This window comes from Thermomicrobiales bacterium (assembly GCA_023954495.1).
Taxonomy (GTDB): domain Bacteria; phylum Chloroflexota; class Chloroflexia; order Thermomicrobiales; family CFX8; genus JAMLIA01.
Window position 1 is genome coordinate 1 of record JAMLIA010000064.1, and the last position, 17,609, is coordinate 17,609.

Genomic DNA, 17,609 nt, shown 5'->3' on the forward strand with positions numbered 1-17,609 from the left:
GTCATGGCCGGTCGCACCACTTGCTCTTCGCCGCCCAAGGTGCCCGAATCAGGGTCAGCGCATCATTGCATCCATATTCAGTTGTGTCCGCCGAAGCGGCCGCTCCGGCCTCTGTCAGCTCTGGAATCCGGCACTCGGCAGGACGTCAGCGTGGCAGTCATGAGCCGAAACATCGGTTTTTCGTGTCAACCGCAGATAGCGTAGCAGACAAATGCTCTGTACGCAATCCCTGTCTGTGTCAATTTTCGTGAGATCTTGAGAATTGGGACCTCACCCTCCCCGGCCCTCCCTCTCCTTGGAGGAGAGGGAGGGTGTCCTGTGTTTTGGGGCGATGTTGTGGCGCGGGGTGACGGACACCGCCGAAGAGAAGACCGCCACGCAGACACCGTGCCTGTTGGCCGGACAGGTCGGTGAGCAAAACGGGCGTATGCGATACGCCCCTACGTTGCGCCGTCGAGGTCGCGACTACCCAACCAGTTCCGCAAACCGCTCGATATCGCCCCGAATGATGTCGAGGCTGGCGCGCCAGAAGTCGACGGCGTGCAGGTCGATGCCAAACTGCGCCGCCAGCGTGGCGGCGTCGGCAAGGCCGGTCGACGACAGCAGCGCGTCGTAGCGCTCGGGGAACCCAGCCGGATCCTGCCGATAGCGCGCATACAGGCCCAGCCCGAAGAGCAGACCAAACATATACGGATAGTTGTAGAAGGCGCGCCCGCCGCTGTAGTAGTGCGGCTTGGCCGCCCACATGTAGGGATGCAGAGCCACATCGTCCAGACCATCGCCGTAGGTTTCGCGCTGCGCCGTCGTCATCGCGTCGCACAGCTCGGCAACCGACAGCTCGCGCTCGACCCGCCCATCGAAGACGGCCTGCTCGAACAGGAAGCGGCTGGTGATATCGACGACGATCTGGCAGTTGCCCTGCAGCGACGCCTCGATAATCGCCAGTTGCTCGGCGCGGTCCGACTCAGCCAGCACGGCATCGCGGATAACTGTCTCGCAGAAGATACTGGCGGTCTCGGCCAGCGTCATCGGCATCTCGCGCTGCAGCGCAGTCCGCCCGGCCAGATTCAGGTTGTGGTAGGCGTGGCCAAGCTCGTGAGCCAGCGTGCTCATGCCGGAAAACGACGGCTGGAAGTTGGCAAACACGCGCGACTCGTCGCGGCGCAGCGGCATGCAGTAGGCGCCATCACGCTTGCCGACGCGCGGCTCGGCATCGATCCAGCGTTCGCTGAATGCGCGTTCGGCCAGTGCGCCCATGCGCGGCGAGAAACCGGCAAAGCGCTCGACGACGAAGGCGGTCGCGGCGTCCCAGTTCCAGGTGCGACTGCTCGCGCCGACCGGGGCGAACAGGTCGTACCAGGCCAGCCGCTCCAACCCGAGCAGGTGCGCCTTGTCGTGCAGATAGCGCCGGAAGTCGGGGAACGCCTCGCGCGCAGCCGTCATCATCGCATCCAGCGTCTGCTGGTCGATGTGGCTGTCGAAGAGCGACACCGCCAGCGGCGGCGACCAGCCGCGCCGCTTCGCCAGCGTGGCGTACTCCCACTTGATCGCGTTCAGCGCGCCGGCGATCGGCACGTCGACCCGCCGCCAGGCCGCAAGCTCGGCCTCGTAGGCGCTGCGGCGCACATCGCGGTCGGCATCGTAGGCCAGATTGCGCACCGCACTCATCGGCAGCTCGACCGTCTCCCCATCGCGCTCGATCGGCACGAGCACTTGCGACGAGACGTTGCCCTGCAGCTTCGTCCAGGCCGCCGAGCCGGACAGGCTCAGCTCGGCCGCCAGCGACTCCTCGTCCGGCGACATCTGGTGCTGCGCCGAACGCGCGATCTGGCGCAAGGCGAATGCGTGGTCGGCGGCGATAGTGGAGCCCGCGATGAGCGCGTCAACATCCAGCGCGCCAATCCAGGCGGTGAAGCGCGTCTCCAGCAATGACAGGCGGGTGTACTGCTGCTCCAGCCGCGAGTTGGCACCCTGCGCCACCGCGTCGCGGGTGTCGGTCGTGACGAACGCGTGGACGTAGGCACCGAGCGTCGAGGCGAAATCGACGAGGTCATTCAGCGCAGTGACGACCGCCTCAACCGCCGCCACCGTGTCATCAGGCGCGGTCGCAGCGGGCTGCGCACCGACGCCGTGCGTATCAAACAGCGCCGTCAGTGCGTCGGTCCGCTCGACCAGCGACTGGAAACCAGCCTCGAACTCCGGAGATTGCAGATCTGGATAGACGACGGACATGTCCCAATGCGGTAGCTGCGTTGTCATCGACCGGTTCCCTCCTCGTCGAGTCTGGTCCGAGCGAACGTTGCTCGCACGCAGCAGAGGATACGGCATTCAGCGACGGGTCAGTCAAATGCTTCCAGGATCCGCGCCAGCAGCGGAGTGACCGCCTCCGGCCGTTCCCACGCGGCGAAGCCTCCGGCATCGGGGATGACGTAGCGATTGGCGCTCGGCAAGCTGCGCTCCAGGAGTCGGGCGGTGTCGAGGAATTCGGGCAGGTCGTCCGCGCCATTGATCAGCGCCACCGGCTGGCGGACCTCGCCGAAGCGCTCGACGACCGGGCCGACCGGCTGCGGCGGGTGGGCGACCTGCCACGGCACGCCGGAGAACGTGGCGATCAGCGCGCGCATCTCGTCCGCCGCCGCACCGCGCCGGGCACCGTCGAAGAACGGCAGATCGAACCAGTCGGCTCGCGCGGCATCCAGCCCCTGCTCGGCAGCGATTCTCCGCTCGCGCGCCAGCGCGTCATCGACCGACGCCAGCGGCGCACCCGGAATGACCGCGCCTTCCAATACAAGAGATGCAACGCGGTCCGGCTGCTCCAACGCCATCAGGAGCCCGACACTCGCGCCGGTGTGCGTCCCGATGATGTGGACGCAAGGCACGTCCAGGCGATCGAGCAACGCAACGACATCCGCCAGATGCTCGGCGGGGCCGTAGGCCGCATCGGGCGCTGGTGACTGCCCGTGCCCGCGCAGGTCGGCCAGGATCAGCCGATGCGTCTGCGCCAGCACCGGCCGCTGCGCGCGCCAGTAGGCCAGCCCGTGGCTGAATCCGTGCAGCAGCAACACCGCCGGCCCCTCGCCGACCACCTCAGCATGCAGATCGACCGCCGCAATACTCACGATTGCCCTCCCCTGCGCAGTCACGCAGCAAACACCGCCTATACGCCAACCTGTCATCGCGAATGTTATGTCATATAATGGCAACACGACGGTGAGGCCCGTCGGGTGAACCCCCACTACCCCACTTGGAACCGTCCGCCTGTATGGCGGGCGGTTCCGCGTTTGCGCGCAATCATGTTGCATGAAGCCCGCGCCTGTTACGATCTGCGCCAACATACCGCGTCGGATGGTAGCGAAGGGAACGGAGCGCGCATGTCGTCGATCTCAGACTCCCTCGGCGTATCGATGGCCGTCGCGATCGTCATCCTGGCGCTTGCAGCCATCCAGCTGGCTATTCAGATCTATGCCCTGATCGATCTGGCGCGGCGGAAGCAGGTCACCGGCGGCAAGCGCTGGGTCTGGCTGCTGGTGATTATCTTCGCTAACCTGATTGGCGCGATCCTCTACCTGGCCATCGGGCGCACGACGCCGCCCGTCTCCGAGCCGGTGCAGGATGCTGCGGCTGCCGAGTCGGCTGCCGAGCGAGCACGGTCGACGGCCGACCTGCTCTACGGGCCGGACGGGGAGCGCCGCCAGTGAGCGCAGCCATCGAGCTGCGCGGCCTGACCAAGGTCTTCGGCGCGAACCGGGCGCTGGATGGCATCAGCCTGGATGTGCCGGTCGGCTCGGTCTATGGATTCCTCGGCCCGAACGGGGCAGGCAAGAGCACGGCGCTCAACATCATCGCCGGGCTGTCGCGCCCATCCGCCGGAACGGCGTGCATCTTCGGCGAGGACGTGACCCGCGCGCCGGACGCCGTCCGCGCGATGATCGGCTACCTGCCGGACGTGCCCGGCTTCTATTCCTGGATGACCGGTGAGGAGCTGCTGCGCTTCTGCGGCGAGCTGTTCGGCCTGAGCGGCACGACGCTGCACGAGCGCGTTGCGGCGCTGCTCGATCTTGCCGGGCTGGTGGGAGTGCGCACGCCGGTCGGCGGCTACTCACGCGGCATGCGCCAACGGCTGGGCCTTGCGCAAGCACTCATCAACGCACCGAGGCTGCTGCTGCTCGATGAGCCGACCAGCGCGCTCGATCCGCTCGGGCGCAAGATGGTGCTGGACATGATCGCAGGGCTGGCCGGCCGCACGACGATCTTCTTCTCCACCCACATTCTCGATGATGTACAGCGCGTCTGCGACCGTGTCGCGATCCTCGATCACGGGCGCGTCGTCGTCGAAGCGCCGATAGACGAGCTGCTGGAGCGCGCCGGTCCGCGCAGCCTGCTGGTCGAACTGGGCACTCCTGAGGAGGCGGCGACGATTGCTGCGGCTGTGGCCAACGCTGCCTGGCTGAGCGACCACACGCTCGATGGTGCGCGGCTGACGCTCACGACCACCGACGTCGACACGACGATGCGCGCGATCCCGCGTGAGATCGGCGCGCGCGGCCTGCAGCTGCGCCGGCTGGAGCTGATCGAGGCATCGCTGGAGCAGGTGTTTGTCGACCTGATTGAGCGGGACGACCGATGACCGTCCTGCGCGTGCTGCTGCGCAAGGAGCTGTTGGAGATCCGTCGCACCTGGCGGATCTGGGTGCTGCCAGCCATCCTCATGTTCCTCGCAATCACCAGCCCGATTCTGGCGGAGATCACGCCCGGCCTGGTGCGCTCGCTGGCGGGCAGCAATCCCGACATTATCATCGAGCTGCCGGACCCGGTGGCGCTCGATTCCTACCGCCAGCTCGCCTCGCAACTGAATCAGATCGGGCTGCTGGCACTGATCATCGCCAGCGCCGGGATCGTTGGCGGCGAGTTGCGGTCCGGCACGGCGATTCTGGTGCTGACCAAGCCGGTGTCACGCCGCGACTTCATCGTCAGCAAGGTACTGGCGAACATCGCGCTCCTCGTCGGCGCGACGCTGCCGGCGGCGGTCGTCTGCTGGGTGGTGACGCTGGCGATCTTCGGCGAAGCGCCCGTCGGGACGCTGGCTGCGGTTATCGGGCTCTGGCTGGTGGCGGCCACTGGCATGCTCTGCCTGATGACTCTGCTCTCGACGCTCATTCCGGCGCAGGCCGGAGCGGCAGGAGTCGGCATCGCCGCCTACGCTGTGCTCTCGATGCTGGCGTTATGGGAGCCAGCCCGCAGCTGGACACCAGCCGGCGCGCTGCACGGCATCGCCGCGGTCATTGAGGGGACGCCGAGCGGGATCGCTGGCGCGATCGCATCAACCGTCGTGCTGGCAATCATCGCCATCGCCGTCGCCATCCGACGGTTCGGTCGCTCGGAGCTGGCCGGGCGGGCGCAATCCGGCTGATTGCGGACGCAGGCTAGGCGAATTGAGCGCAGTCAGAGTAAGATGAGCGCAGACCGTCAGCAGTACGTGCCTGGCGGGTGGCTACCGTCCAGTTGCCGGAGGAGGGAATCCTGGTGCAGAAGCTGCTTCCGATAGTCATGCCATTCGCCGCGGTGGGCATTGTGCTCGCGATCGGCATCACGATCGGCCTCACCTTCCTGGCGCTGACCGATGCCGCCGGCGCGAACGCCACCCTCGCCTTCGGCACCATCCTGACCATCGTCATCATGGCGGTCGCTGTCGTGCTGTCAATGCAGGATGAGAAGGCCGAGAACCAGTCGGCTCGCCGCAAGTAGTCGGCGCTCCTGTGTCCGACGAACGCTCGCAACAGATCGCGGCACTGGCCGAACGCTTCCGCGACTATCTGACGAGCCAGACCGATACCGATATGACTGCGCTCAGGGCCGTGGAGAATGTCCACGGCCTTGATGTTGTGCAGGCGTTCGAGCGCCTGGACGCCGCGCTCTCGGTGCTGGTCGATCTCGCCAGCGTCTACGACGATATGCCACGCTCGACACTGGAGTCACTGGTGCTACCTGCCGCCGCGCTCGCCGGAGAATACCTGCGGGTCGCGCAGCTCGCCGAATGGCACCACCCCGAGGACGATTTCCCGGACGACGACCTGACGATCGTCGTCGGCTCCTCCGCAATCGAGCTGACCGGCGTCGTCCGCGCCGCGCTGGCCGGTGATCGCCCGAACCTCAGCGCCGTCGCCCAGCGCATCATCAATCTGACGAGCGCGTCCTAGCGCACCACGTCCACAGAGCGGTAGGTGAGCGCGACGCTCGCGCCGGTGTGGATCCGCTGAATCGTTTCGCCGATGAGCATGCCCAACGAGAGCACGGTCAGCTTGCTGATGCGTTTCTCCTCCGGGATCGTGACCGTGTTGGTGACGACCACCTCGCGGATTGGCGATGCTTGCAGGCGCTCAATCGCCGGGCCGCTGAGGATGCCGTGCGTGCAGCAGGCATATACCTCGGTTGCGCCATTCTCGATGCAAACCCGCGCCGCCTGAACGATCGAGCCGCCGGTGTCGATCTCGTCATCGACGAGGATCGCCGGTGAGCCCTGCACCGTCCCGATCAGGTTCAGCACCTCGCTCTTGTCTTCGTTGCCAATCCGCCGCTTCTCGATCACGGCCAGCGATGCGTTGATCGCCTCGGCGAAGTTGCGCGCGCGCTTGGTATTGCCGAGATCGGGCGAGACGACGACAGGGTTCTTCAGGCGCTTGTCAATGAAGTAGTTCGACAGGATCGGGAAGGCCGACATCTCGTCGACCGGGATGTTGAAGAAGCCCTGAATCTGACCGGCGTGCAGGTCAATCGTCAGCACGCGGTCCGCCCCGGCGACGGTGATCATGTCGGCCAGCAGGCGCGCCGTAATCGGCACACGCGGCTGATCCTTCTTATCGGTGCGGCCGTAGGCGAAATAGGGCAGGACGGCGGTGATCCGGCCGGACGACGAGCGCCGCAGTGTGTCGATCAGGATCAGCAGCTCCATGATCGAATCGCTGACATTCGAGCCCAGCGATTGCACGACGAAGACATCATTCTCGCGGACACTTTCGCCGATCCGAACGAAGATGTTCTCGTTCGAAAACTTCAGGATCTCCGCCCGACCGAGCGGGAGGTCGATATAGCGACAGATCTCTGCCGCGAGCTCGGGGTTCGTGGTGCCGCTGAATATCGTGAGCTGGTCATAGAGGCCGGCCATCGGTCTCAACGATCCCTTCTAGAGCCAGGCGATCAAGCGCATCACGCGCCGCGTCCTGCTCGGCTGCTCGTTTGTTTGAGCCGCTGCCGGTGCCAAGGATTCGATCTCCCAGCACCGCCTCCACGACGAACGTGCGCGCATGGTCAGGCCCGGTCGCCTGGACCGTCTGGTACCCCGGCGTGAGCTTTTCACGATTCTGGATCAGCTCCTGGAGTCGCCCCTTGTAATTCGTTGTCTCGCTATCGCCCATGACCCGGTCGGCATCGGCATCGAGTATCGCCAGCATGAACTGCGTGGCGACGTCCATGCCACGATCCAGATAGATCGCGCCCAACGCTGCCTCGAACGCTCCGGCGAGGATACGCGGGCGGATGTCGCTGCCATCGCCCATCTCACCACGAGCGAGATAGATCAGCTCGTGCAGCCCTGTGTCTGTCGCCCATTCGGCCAGCGTCTCCGTCCGGACGAGCGCAACGCGGTAGGACGTCAGCGTGCCCTCGGGTTGATCTGGATACTGCCGGTAGAGCCATTCGGCGGTGATCATTCCCAGCAGCGCATCGCCGAGGAATTCGAGCCGCTCATTCGAGGCGACGATCGTGGCCGCCGAATCAGCCCCCTGCTCGTTGAGAATGGAGCGGTGAACGAGTGCCAGCTGCAACAGCGCCGGATCGTGGAACTCAACGCCGAGCGCGGTCATCGCGCGTTCGACGCGATCGTCGTCCGGCAGCCATTGCGACAACGACGCACTGCTCATATCTGCACCGCCCGGCACTGGACAATCAGTCGGCATGATCGAGGATATCGTGCAGGTTCACCCGCGCATTCTTGGCGACCCGGTCGAGGGCCGGCCAGTCCACAGCGATCGTGTAAATGTAGCGGTGCTGGTCGGTTTCGCGCGAGGTTGAGGTTGCCAGGTCTGCGCGAACGAGGAACTGGATCATCGCCTCCGCCTGACGCTCCTCGTCCGGCTTGCGGTCGTCCAGCGAGATGGCGTTGCCGCCGGCCCGGACGGCGGCCGTCGCACGGCGCAGCCCTTCGCGAAAGGCATCTTCGAGTGCGTCGGCGCGCTGTTCCTCTTCGCGTGCAGCCCGTCGCTGGCTGGCGGCGATATCTCCGGCAGGGTCTGCTGCGGTCGCCTCACGCTCGATTTCGATGGCCTCCTGACGCGCAAGGTAGTGTCGGGCGATGTATCGCAATAGCTTTCCGACATCATCCGCCACTGGAGCCCCTTATCGCTCTCGCGACCACGCCGAGGAATTCCCCACCCACCCGCAACGTGAGCAGCAGGCTCTGGCGATTATAAGAGCATGCCGGAAAGGTCGCCAATTCAGCGCGGTGGTGGCAGGTGGTTTGGTACGATCAGGTGTCATTCTGGAACATCCCGCGCGTGGTTGAGATCGCCCGCCGGGATCGCGTGTTGTGACAGGCAGGGCAAGAAGCATGGAAGCTGGGACCGGGCCATTGCGGAGGCGTGTCGTCGTGACTGGCGTCGGCGCTCTGTCGCCACTGGCGCGCGGCGCGGAAGAGAGCTGGCAGCGCGCGCTGGCAGGCTCGTCCGGCATCTCCTATATCGAACGCTGGGACACCGGGGACTTCCCGATCCGCATCGCCGGGGAGATCAAAGACACGCCCGAGCTGCCCTGGATCGATCCGAAGGCAGCCCGCAACGTCGCGCGCTACGCGAAGTTCGGGCTGGTGGCTGCCGCAGAAGCGATCGAAGCCGCCGGGCTGGACACTGCTGAGTACGACCATACCCGGGCCGGCGTCATGCTCGGCACTGGTGCAGGTGGTATGGAGTCGATTGTCTCGATGACGCGTACCTTCGATGCACGCGGCTATGGCCGCGTCTCTCCGCACTTCATGACGACCTTCCCACACAACATGGGCTCGTATCACATCGCACAGGCGTTCAAGCTGCACGGCCCCAACGCCACCGTCTCGACCGCCTGCGCTACCGGGGCACAAGCCATCGGCGATGCGTTCGACGTCGTGCGGCGCGGTCAGGCGGACATCATGGTGGCCGGCGGCGCAGAGCACGCCGTCTTCCCGCTCTTCGTTGCCTCGTTTATCGTCCAGAAGGCCACCTCGCCACGCAACGACCCGCCCGAAGAGGCCAGCCGACCGTTCGATGCCGGACGCGATGGCTTCGTCATCGGCGAGGGCGCGGGCGTGCTGGTGCTGGAGGAGCTGGAGCACGCGCTGGCGCGCGGCGCGACGATCTACGCCGAGATGCTCGGCGCAGGGACGTCGTCCGACGCCTACCACCCGATCGCGCCGGAGCCGGATGGCCGCGGCGCGGCGCTGGCGATCACCGCCGCGATCAACGATGGCGGCATCGACCCATCGCAGATCGACTACATCAATGCCCACGCCGCCTCGACCCCGCTGGGCGATGCCGCCGAGACCGCCGCGATCAAGCGCGCGCTCGGCGAAGAGAACGCACAACGGGTCGCCATCTCATCCACCAAGTCGATGACTGGCCACATGATGGGCGCGACCGGCGGCGTTGAGGCCGTCATGACCGTGCTGAGCGTCCGCGATGGTCGGGTCCATCCGACGCTCAACTACGAAACACCGGACCCCGCCTGCGACCTCGATTATGTCGCCGACGGTGCCCGCGACCTGAATATCCGCGTCGCCATCAAGAACTCTTTCGGACTCGGCGGACAGAACGCCTGCATCGCCTTCGGCAAGTGGACGGGGAACTAGCAGCTCAATGACGATCACCAGTACCGACAACCCGCTCGCCGGGCGCGTGCCGCGCCGCGCCGCACAAGTGCGACCAGCCAAAGCCCAGGCATTCGAAGTCAAGGAGAACCAGTTCCTGCAGATCACGGACATGAGTGGCAAGCAGGTCGCCTGCGTCATCATGTTCAATCTGCACGACTTCGACGAGATGCTCTCGGTATCCGAGACACGCTCGGCAAACAACACGCTGATGTTGCGGCGCGACGACGGTATCTACTCGAATCGCCGCGAACGCCTGTTCACCATGATTCAGGACACCGTCGGCCGCCACGACATGCTGCTGCCGGCCTGCAACGCCCGTCGCTATGTTGATGACTACGGGCTGGAGGGGCACCGCAACTGCCACGACAACTTCGTGAATGCCCTGCGTGAACGTGGCTACGACATCGCGCCGGACCGCCTGCCCGACCCGATCAACTTCTTCATGCACCTCGCCTTCAAAGGTCGTGGCGAGCTGGATATCCGCGAGCCGCTATCGCGACGCAACGATCAGGTCCTGCTCAAGGCACACGTCGACACACTCGCCGTCGTCTCCGCTTGCCCGCAGGACCAGAACGCGATGAACGGCTTCGCACCAACCGATATCCTCGTCCGCGTCTACGCCTGAGGACTGCGCTCCCGCAAGCGCACTCGTTACGTTCGTAGGGACGGCGCTGGCGCTGTCATCGTCGTGAGACGACGCCTCCGCTCGCAGGCGAACAGCGGTTCGCAGAATGAACGGCACGTAAGCCGCAGCCGAGAACTCCCTCTGAGTTGGACTGAATCGAACGGGTGGGAGATCTCTCACTGCGGTTCGAGATGACAGGACAAGGGGGAGGTTGCCAAGCCAGCCGCTCGACATTGCCAGCAATGGCGATCGGCTTGATCCGGCAGCCTACCCCGTCCTCTGTCATTTCACGCCCAGAGGGCACCCGCGCAGCCGAGAAATCTCTCCGCGTTGGACTGCATCGAACGGGTGGGAGATTTCTCGCGTGCGCGCTCGAAATGACAGGGTTCAACGCTGGCTCCCGCGCCAGACAGTTCGACATGCTGGCATTGACTGCCCACTCGGAATGACGGTCTCCGCAAACGACTTTTCGCAAACCCCTTGACAACCTGACAAGTGTACGTACAATACGTTCTAACGATGTACGTACAGCACCCTGAACCGGACGGAGCGATCCAGAAGGTGGAGGGCACCGCCCGACGGCGGTGGCTTGAGCGGCGCGGATTTCCAGTTCGTTGTCGATCAGGCGCTCGTCGTCAGTCGCTTCGAGGCACGGTGTACGTGTGAGGAAGCCAGGCGGACGTCATCGGGATGGTCCGGTGGGAATCGACGGATGCGTCTTCCCGGGATGTGTCAGTCATTCGTGCTGGAGCGGTGGTCGGTCGTCGAGGACCGGTGGAATGCGCGCTACGTCAGTGGCGGTGCGCTGCCTGATCCCTCGCCGGTAAGGCAGACGGCGGAACGCGACGCCGACCACGCAACCATCATCTTCACCATAGAACATCTCTTCCCTCCCTCCCTGTACCCGGGGCCGTCCCAGCGGCCCCACCTTTTTGCGCGCCGTTCGTAGCCGCTGTGGAATACGGCGTGCGAGAAAACAGTTAGGCTTAGTGGGCGCCGAATCCGGCGACATGAGCGGTTCGTCCACACGGAGGAGGGATACCAACCTATGACGATCAGCAAGGATCAGTACGCCAAGGGCATTACCGTTGACCAGTTCGTCAACGACATGCAGGTCAACAAGGAGAAGTTCGTCGAGAACATCGACGCCTTCACCGTGACCGACGAGGATCGTGCGTTCTTCGATGCCAACCCGATCTCGATCGCAGCCTTCGGCGAAGACTGGTGCACCGATGTCATCCAGTTCCTGCCGGTCGTCGCCAAGCTGGCCAACGAGCTCTCGTCGGTCGATGTGCGCGTCTTCAAGCGCGATGAGAATCTGGACCTGATGCAGCCGTATCTGAAGGAAGGCAAGTATCAGTCGATCCCGGTCTTCGTCGTCCACGACGCCAACTGGAATGAGCTGGGCCACTTCATCGAGCGACCAGCCGCCGTCACCGCCCAGATGGCAACCGAGACGCTGCGCTTTGCCAAGGAGAACCCGCATCTCGAAGGCGTGAACCGCACCTACGAGCACATGTCCGAAGAGACACGCCAGGCAGTGCGCGCCAACTCATCCAACTTCCGCTGGAGCAACATGGACGCCTGGAACCGCATCTTCATCGATGACCTCAAGGCGCTCATCACCAGCGGCGCGACCGCCGGCGCTGCCGCCGACGACTAAACACAGTACGCGTTCGTTTTCATCGAGGCTCGCCAGCGATTGCCGGCGAGCCTCGGTGCTTGCGGGCATCCCTCACACCCACAGTCCCATCTCCTCAGCAACGCTGCGCACCGCGTCGGCGGTGTTGCCGAGCGCGACGCTGCGCTGCATCAGATCCCGGGCTCGTGGCTCAAGGGCGGGCGATATGTCTTGCAGCCGCAGACGGTGCGGGTCGAGGTCGTGGATGCGCACGCGCTCCAGGCCATCGGCATCCTTCAGGACACGCAGCTCGTCCGTCCAGTCCTCAATCAGGTGGTCGGAGCGCTGATGATCGCGACAGAGGGCGGCGACGAGGTCGAGATCGAGCATCCCGGCGGCGTCTGGCCGGACGTTGGCGAACTCGTCCCGCACCCACTCGGCCGCCCGCGCTCCGTGGTCGGGGTCGATCCCGTCATCCCAGCGCTTGATGTCGTGCAGCCCCGCTGCCCAGAGCAGCTCCTCACGGCGCAGCGGAGCCTTGAACCGCTCGGCAATCTGTTCGGACCAGACCAGCACACGGGTGATGTGGCCAATGCCGTGCGTCCCGGCATAGGCGCGCTGCGCCTGCCGGTCGAACCAGGCGCGCTCGGGAATGTACTGGTCCAGCCCCGCCATCAGGCCTGCGACCAGTCGATCGCGGCGCGGATGTCGCCAACGTGCTGTTCGCGGTTAGACTCCAGCCGCTCGCTGAACGCGGCGGCGAGCGCGGCATCCTCCGCCGGCGTGATGGCGTCGAGATGGCGCAGCACCTCGCGGACGATCACGCCGTGGGCACGGAACGAGCCGTCCTCGATCTTGATCGTCACGCCCAGCCCGAGATCACGCAGACCCATACACGACACACCCTCTGCGCCATCCTTCGAGACGATGCGGCCCTTGGTGACCTCCATCAGGATCGTGTTCAGCCCGCCGGTACCTGACACCATGAATGGCTCGCTGCCCATCGCGTCGGCGATACGGCGGATGGCATCGCGATGCGCGGGCGGGGCGGAGTCCGGGTCGGCGATCCGCGCCCAGCCGGTAGCAACATTGCGGATCGGCGCGGCAAATGCCGGCAGCGTGCAGTTGTCCAGACCGAAGACGAGCTCGTCCTCCGGCACGTCCCAGAACTGCGCGACGATCGCGCGGATTGCCTGCTGGTGCGGATGGTCGAGGTGGTCGTAGGTCGCAGTCGGATAGCCTTTGGCGACGCAGGAAGCGAGCATCCCAGAGTGCTTGCCGGAGCAGTTCTGGGCCAGACGCTGCGTAACCTCATCACCCTCTGCAGCCAGCCGCTCGCGCTCGGCGTTCCACGCCGGGTCGATCGCACCGAGCAGCGCTGTCGCCGGCTGGCCGATCTTCGCCAGAATGCCGGCCACCGTCTCGCGGTGTAGCGGCTCGCCGGAATGCGACGCGCAGCAGATCGCCAGCTCCGCCTCGCTGAAGCCGAACTGATCGACCGCACCGCTCTCGACGAGCGCGACCGCCTGAAACGGCTTCATCGCCGACCGCGGGAACGTCACCCGCTCCGGGTCGCCCACGGCGGCCACCAGCGTGCCATCTCCGCGTGTCACGGCGATCCAGCCGCGATGCACGCTCTCCACAACACCGTTGCGCGTCAACTCCGCCAGAACCGGCGGAACATCGTCCATGCTGTTATGTCCTTTCAATCAACATTCAACATGTAGGGGCGTATGCGATACGCCCGTTTAAATCCCCAATTCCGTCATGACAGCACCCCCACGTCCAGTTCCCAATGCTGGCGTGGTGCGTATCTGGCCGGGTGTAAGCGATACGCCCCTACATTGGGTACGGGACGCCTCGCTCCAGACCCAGCTCGCGCAATTCGGTGATGACCGAGGGATGCAGGGCGATACCGCGTTCCAGCGTGTCCTTCAGCGCCATGGCTTCTGGGTCGCCGGGGATCATGACGCGTTCGACATTCGCGATGGGTTCGGCATTGCGCAGCGTTGAGAACACCTGGTCGACGCTGGCGTTGTAGTCGCTCAACGGCCGGAACGCCTCGATGTTGATCGCAATGAAGGCGTGGCTGGTGTCGGCCGGTTGCTGGCCCTGCGCGTTCGAGTAGGCAATCTCCTTGCTCCAGAGCGATCCTGACAGTTGCGAGCAGAGCATCTCGACCAGCAGGCCCAGTCCGTAGCCCTTCTGCCCGCTCGTCTTGCGCTCACCACCCAGCGGCATCAGCGCCCGCGCGGCGAACGCGTCGGTCGTCGGCTCGCCGTGCTCATCGACCGCCAGCCCGTCCGGCAGCTTCGCGTTCATCCGTCGCGCGATCTCGATCTTGCCCCACGCCACCGAGCTCGTCGCGGCGTCGAGGACGAACGGGTCCTGCTCGCCGGCCGGGAATGCGGCGGCGATCGGCGCGGTCGAGAGCATCGCTACCTTGCCGCCGGTCGGGACCATCAGGGGCGTCGCGTTCGTCATCGCAATGCCGGCCATGCCCGGATAGCGCAGCGCCATCGTCGCGTAGTAGCCGGCGATGCCGAAGTGGTCGGAGTGTCCGACCGTCGAGAGGCAGACTCCAGCGTCGCGCGCTTTTTCGATCGTGCGCTCCATCGCCCGGTAGGCCATCACCGGCCCGAGGCCGTTGTTGGCGTTGAAGGTTACGGTCGCGGCAGTCTCGCGCTCGACGGTCAGCTTGGCATCGGCGCGGATTGCGCCGGAGAGCAGGCGGTCGACGTAAAGACGCCGCAGCCGCGGCACGCCGTGCGACTCGATGCCGCGCAGGTCCGACTCGACCAGGATGTCAGCCGCGATCTCGCCGTCCTCGCGCGCCAGCCCGCAGGTCTCGAAGATGTCGACGACCCAGTCGCGCAGCGTCTCGCCCGGTATGCGGGGGACATCGTCCTCCGTCTCGTATCCCGCCATAGCACGCTCCATTCGTCAGATCGTTGTTCGTCAGTCGCCAATCGCCGGGATCGCTGCCAGCCGGTCGCGGACAGGTCCGGCGTTCTGTTCGTGCTCATCGCTCGCCGCGCGCAGGTCCTCCTGGCGACAGAGCAGGTCAATCGCCGTCATCGCCATGATCTTCGCGCCGCGCAGGATAGCCTCATGCCCTTCCGGCGTGATCGTGCTGGCGGCAACCTCCCTGGAATGCCAGCCGCACTCCTCGCCGCAGATGCGCAGTGTCGCTTGCGCAGCCGGCACGACGTGGCTGACGTTGCCAAAGTCGGTCGATCCGGCTCCGTCGCGACTCACGCGCGCGCCACCGATGCCGATCTGGACCATGTTCCGCGCGATCGTGTCGCCGACAACGTGGTTGGTGATCATGTTCTGATACGGCTTGATGTACTGCCGCCACTCCAGCCGCGCGCCGGTCGCGACGGCACCAGCCTCGGCGCAGCGCACAACCTTATCGACGACCTCGCGGGCGTAGACGGGATCGGAGGCGCGCACACGGAAGCGCGCCGCAGTGTACGGCGGGATGACGTTTGGTGCGCCACCGCCGTGGGTAATGACGCCGTGAATGCGCACGTCCGGGCGGAGCTGCTGGCGCAGCAGGCCGACGTTGTTGAATAGCTGGATCATGGCGTCGAGCGCGTTGATGCCGTCGTGCGGCGCGGCCGCGGCGTGGGCCGGCTTGCCGTGGAACTCGAATAGCAGGCCGTAGGCGACCAGCGTCGAGTCGTAAGGCACAAAATCCTCGGTGCCGGGGTGGATCATGATCGCGGCGTCGACATCATCGAAATAGCCCTGCTCGACCAGCGGGATCTTGCCGCCAGCGTCCGGCACAGCCGATTCCTCAGCCGGGCAGCCGAGGACGACGACGCGGCCCGGCAGCTGATCGGCCAAGCTGCCCAGCGCGATACCCGCGCCGATGGCTGCCGTGGCGATGATGTTGTGGCCGCAGCCGTGGCCGACTTCGGGCAGCGCGTCGTATTCGGCCAGGATCGCAATTGTCGGCTCATTGACCGGCGCAGCGAAGCTGGCCCGGAAGGCGGTCTCCAGCCCGGCAGCCTCGCGCTCAACTGTCGCGCCATGCTCTTCCAGCTTCGCCATCAGGCGGGCCGAAGCCTCGCGCTCCTGGTGACCCAGCTCGGGGTTCTCGTACATCCAGTCGCTGATGCCGAACAATTCTGCGGCAATTGCCTCGACACGATCGATGGCAGCATTCTTCAACGCCGCGACCTGATCCTCGCTCATGTATCCAGCGCTCACCTGGCGCTCCTCCCTCGCACTACATCCGTTCCCGTTGGTTTCCCCTTGATACGCGACGATAGCCGAGCCTGCTCGATCCCGCAATTCCCTACCGCCGCCAGCGAGTACACTGCGCTGGTGAACGATCGAGGTTCGTCGAGAAAGGGCGGCTGTGGAAGCGGGTCAGCAGGAATGGTTTCAGGTGCGGCAGATCGGCGACGGCATCACCGTCATTGCCGAGCCATTACACGCCGAAGGGGTCAAGTCGTATCTGGTTGAGGGCGAGCGCGACGTTGCGGTGATCGACACCGGCCTCGGTGTCGCCGACTTCGCGGCGCTGGTCAGGCAGCTCTCCGACCGCGATCCGCTGGTCATCCAGACCCACGGCCACTGGGACCACATCGGCCACACCTGGGCGTTCGAGCGCCGCCTGATCCACCCGCTGGAGGTCTACACGCTCCAGCGCGGGTTCCCGAACGCGATGTACCGCCCGCTCTTCGCACCGCAGCGACTGCGGGGGGCGTCGCTCCCGTCAGGGTTCGATCCGGAGACCGCCGCGATCCCGGCCTGTGAGCCGACCGGCACGCTCGATCAGGGCGATGTCGTCGACCTCGGCGGACGAACGCTGGAGGTGCTCCACACGCCCGGACATTCGCCCGGTGGCATCAGCTTCCTGGATCGGCAAACAGGCACGCTCTTCGCCGGTGATGCGATCAACTACGGCGGCTGCTGGCTGTTCCTGCCGCGCAGCGATGCCGCCGCGTTCCGCACCACCATCAAGATGCTGGCCGAGATGTCCGACCAGTTCCAGGCGATTTACCCCGCCCACGAACACGCGCCGATCCCGCCCAGCGACCTGCAATTCGCCCACGAGGCGTTCGAGGAAGTCTGGGCCGGCCGCGAGCCGGACAGCCGCCTGCGCTGGGACATCGGCTTCCCCGAAAAGGTCCCGGTCGATGTCCACAAGATGGGCGAGTTCAACTTCCTGCTGCGCGAAGGGGCGTACGGGAAGGCGGCGCAGAAGGCATAGCCCGCGCTATTCGATTCGTGCGGCGGCCTCAAAAAGTTGATCGGCGACCATACCGAACATCCTGCCAGATGCACGATCAACAAAAGCATCGGCGGCGTTCTGGAACTGGACTGCTGCGACCAGATACTCATGCACGCCAATCGTGTCGTCACCCTTCGGGGGACGTGGCCCCTTCCAGTGACGCAGGATCCACACCCAATCGATGATTCGAGGGCAGAGTTCGGGATCGTCGAAGGAGATCGTGC

Annotated in this window: 19 protein-coding genes and 1 riboswitch; of the genes, 9 read left to right on the forward strand and 10 right to left on the reverse strand. The window is 65.4% G+C overall.

The features are described 5' to 3' along the window. A riboswitch (cyclic di-GMP riboswitch) is annotated at positions 1-82 on the reverse strand. This riboswitch is flagged as partial in the annotation. 383 nt (positions 83-465) lie between these two features. Further along, positions 466-2,259, reverse strand: a complete 1,794-nt coding sequence (locus M9890_11700; GenBank protein MCO5177614.1) for a M3 family oligoendopeptidase — start codon at positions 2,257-2,259, stop codon at positions 466-468. An 80-nt stretch (positions 2,260-2,339) separates the two neighbouring features. Next, complete coding sequence (locus M9890_11705) at positions 2,340-3,119, reverse strand: alpha/beta hydrolase (GenBank protein ID MCO5177615.1); 780 nt, start codon at positions 3,117-3,119, stop codon at positions 2,340-2,342. 252 nt (positions 3,120-3,371) lie between these two features. Here M9890_11705 and M9890_11710 point away from each other — a divergent pair, with 252 nt between their 5' ends. From M9890_11710 to M9890_11730, 5 genes are all read left to right on the forward strand, one after another. Further along, the gene (locus M9890_11710) at positions 3,372-3,698 is read left to right on the forward strand and encodes a PLD nuclease N-terminal domain-containing protein (GenBank protein MCO5177616.1); all 327 of its coding nucleotides are present in this window, start codon (positions 3,372-3,374) and stop codon (positions 3,696-3,698) included. Then, positions 3,695-4,627, forward strand: a complete 933-nt coding sequence (locus tag M9890_11715) for an ABC transporter ATP-binding protein (GenBank protein ID MCO5177617.1) — start codon at positions 3,695-3,697, stop codon at positions 4,625-4,627. The genes M9890_11710 and M9890_11715 overlap by 4 nt, the downstream gene beginning before the upstream one ends. Continuing rightward, positions 4,624-5,409, forward strand: a complete 786-nt coding sequence (locus tag M9890_11720; GenBank protein MCO5177618.1) for an ABC transporter permease — start codon at positions 4,624-4,626, stop codon at positions 5,407-5,409. Before M9890_11715 ends, M9890_11720 begins: the two co-directional genes overlap by 4 nt. Before the next feature lie 113 nt (positions 5,410-5,522). Beyond that, on the forward strand, positions 5,523-5,744 hold the full coding sequence (locus M9890_11725) for a hypothetical protein (GenBank protein ID MCO5177619.1): 222 nt from the start codon (positions 5,523-5,525) through the stop codon (positions 5,742-5,744). 11 nt (positions 5,745-5,755) lie between these two features. Beyond that, positions 5,756-6,196 (forward strand): hypothetical protein, encoded by a 441-nt coding sequence (locus tag M9890_11730; GenBank protein ID MCO5177620.1) that lies wholly within the window; start codon positions 5,756-5,758, stop codon positions 6,194-6,196. Here the strand turns inward: M9890_11730 and M9890_11735 are convergent. The 3 genes from M9890_11735 to M9890_11745 are packed head-to-tail and all read right to left on the reverse strand — an operon-like array spanning position 6,193 to position 8,381. Beyond that, complete coding sequence (locus M9890_11735) at positions 6,193-7,161, reverse strand: ribose-phosphate pyrophosphokinase (GenBank protein ID MCO5177621.1); 969 nt, start codon at positions 7,159-7,161, stop codon at positions 6,193-6,195. The two genes, M9890_11730 and M9890_11735, sit on opposite strands and share 4 nt — an antisense overlap. After that, on the reverse strand, positions 7,145-7,900 hold the full coding sequence (gene rnc, locus M9890_11740; GenBank protein ID MCO5177622.1) for a ribonuclease III: 756 nt from the start codon (positions 7,898-7,900) through the stop codon (positions 7,145-7,147). Before rnc ends, M9890_11735 begins: the two co-directional genes overlap by 17 nt. A 40-nt stretch (positions 7,901-7,940) precedes the next feature. Beyond that, on the reverse strand, positions 7,941-8,381 hold the full coding sequence (locus M9890_11745; GenBank protein ID MCO5177623.1) for a hypothetical protein: 441 nt from the start codon (positions 8,379-8,381) through the stop codon (positions 7,941-7,943). 220 nt (positions 8,382-8,601) lie between these two features. Between M9890_11745 and fabF the strand changes: the two genes are divergently transcribed. From fabF to M9890_11760, 3 genes are all read left to right on the forward strand, one after another. Further along, positions 8,602-9,870 (forward strand): beta-ketoacyl-ACP synthase II, encoded by a 1,269-nt coding sequence (gene fabF, locus M9890_11750; protein ID MCO5177624.1) that lies wholly within the window; start codon positions 8,602-8,604, stop codon positions 9,868-9,870. A gap of 7 nt (positions 9,871-9,877) precedes the next feature. Continuing rightward, on the forward strand, positions 9,878-10,516 hold the full coding sequence (locus tag M9890_11755) for an urea carboxylase-associated family protein (protein ID MCO5177625.1): 639 nt from the start codon (positions 9,878-9,880) through the stop codon (positions 10,514-10,516). A gap of 1,048 nt (positions 10,517-11,564) precedes the next feature. Beyond that, complete coding sequence (locus M9890_11760) at positions 11,565-12,179, forward strand: thioredoxin family protein (GenBank protein ID MCO5177626.1); 615 nt, start codon at positions 11,565-11,567, stop codon at positions 12,177-12,179. Positions 12,180-12,251: 72 nt separating this feature from the next. Here the strand turns inward: M9890_11760 and M9890_11765 are convergent, their stop codons facing one another. The 4 genes from M9890_11765 to M9890_11780 form a co-directional block, all read right to left on the reverse strand. After that, the gene (locus M9890_11765) at positions 12,252-12,812 is read right to left on the reverse strand and encodes an HD domain-containing protein (GenBank protein MCO5177627.1); all 561 of its coding nucleotides are present in this window, start codon (positions 12,810-12,812) and stop codon (positions 12,252-12,254) included. Further along, positions 12,812-13,828 carry an asparaginase gene (locus M9890_11770; GenBank protein MCO5177628.1) on the reverse strand — a complete coding sequence of 339 codons (1,017 nt, stop codon included), beginning with the start codon at positions 13,826-13,828 and terminating at the stop codon, positions 12,812-12,814. The genes M9890_11765 and M9890_11770 overlap by 1 nt, the downstream gene beginning before the upstream one ends. Positions 13,829-13,976: 148 nt before the next feature. Further along, on the reverse strand, positions 13,977-15,065 hold the full coding sequence (locus M9890_11775) for an Ldh family oxidoreductase (protein ID MCO5177629.1): 1,089 nt from the start codon (positions 15,063-15,065) through the stop codon (positions 13,977-13,979). Positions 15,066-15,095: 30 nt separating this feature from the next. After that, complete coding sequence (locus M9890_11780; protein MCO5177630.1) at positions 15,096-16,355, reverse strand: amidohydrolase; 1,260 nt, start codon at positions 16,353-16,355, stop codon at positions 15,096-15,098. 181 nt (positions 16,356-16,536) lie between these two features. Between M9890_11780 and M9890_11785 the strand changes: the two genes are divergently transcribed. Further along, a complete protein-coding gene (locus tag M9890_11785) occupies positions 16,537-17,364 on the forward strand; it encodes an MBL fold metallo-hydrolase (GenBank protein MCO5177631.1) in 828 nt (275 codons plus the stop codon). Positions 17,365-17,370: 6 nt separating this feature from the next. On the opposite strand, the gene M9890_11790 is transcribed toward M9890_11785, so the two are convergent. Continuing rightward, positions 17,371-17,609, reverse strand: a 239-nt coding sequence (locus M9890_11790) for a hypothetical protein (GenBank protein MCO5177632.1), incomplete at its 5' end; no start/stop codon positions are given.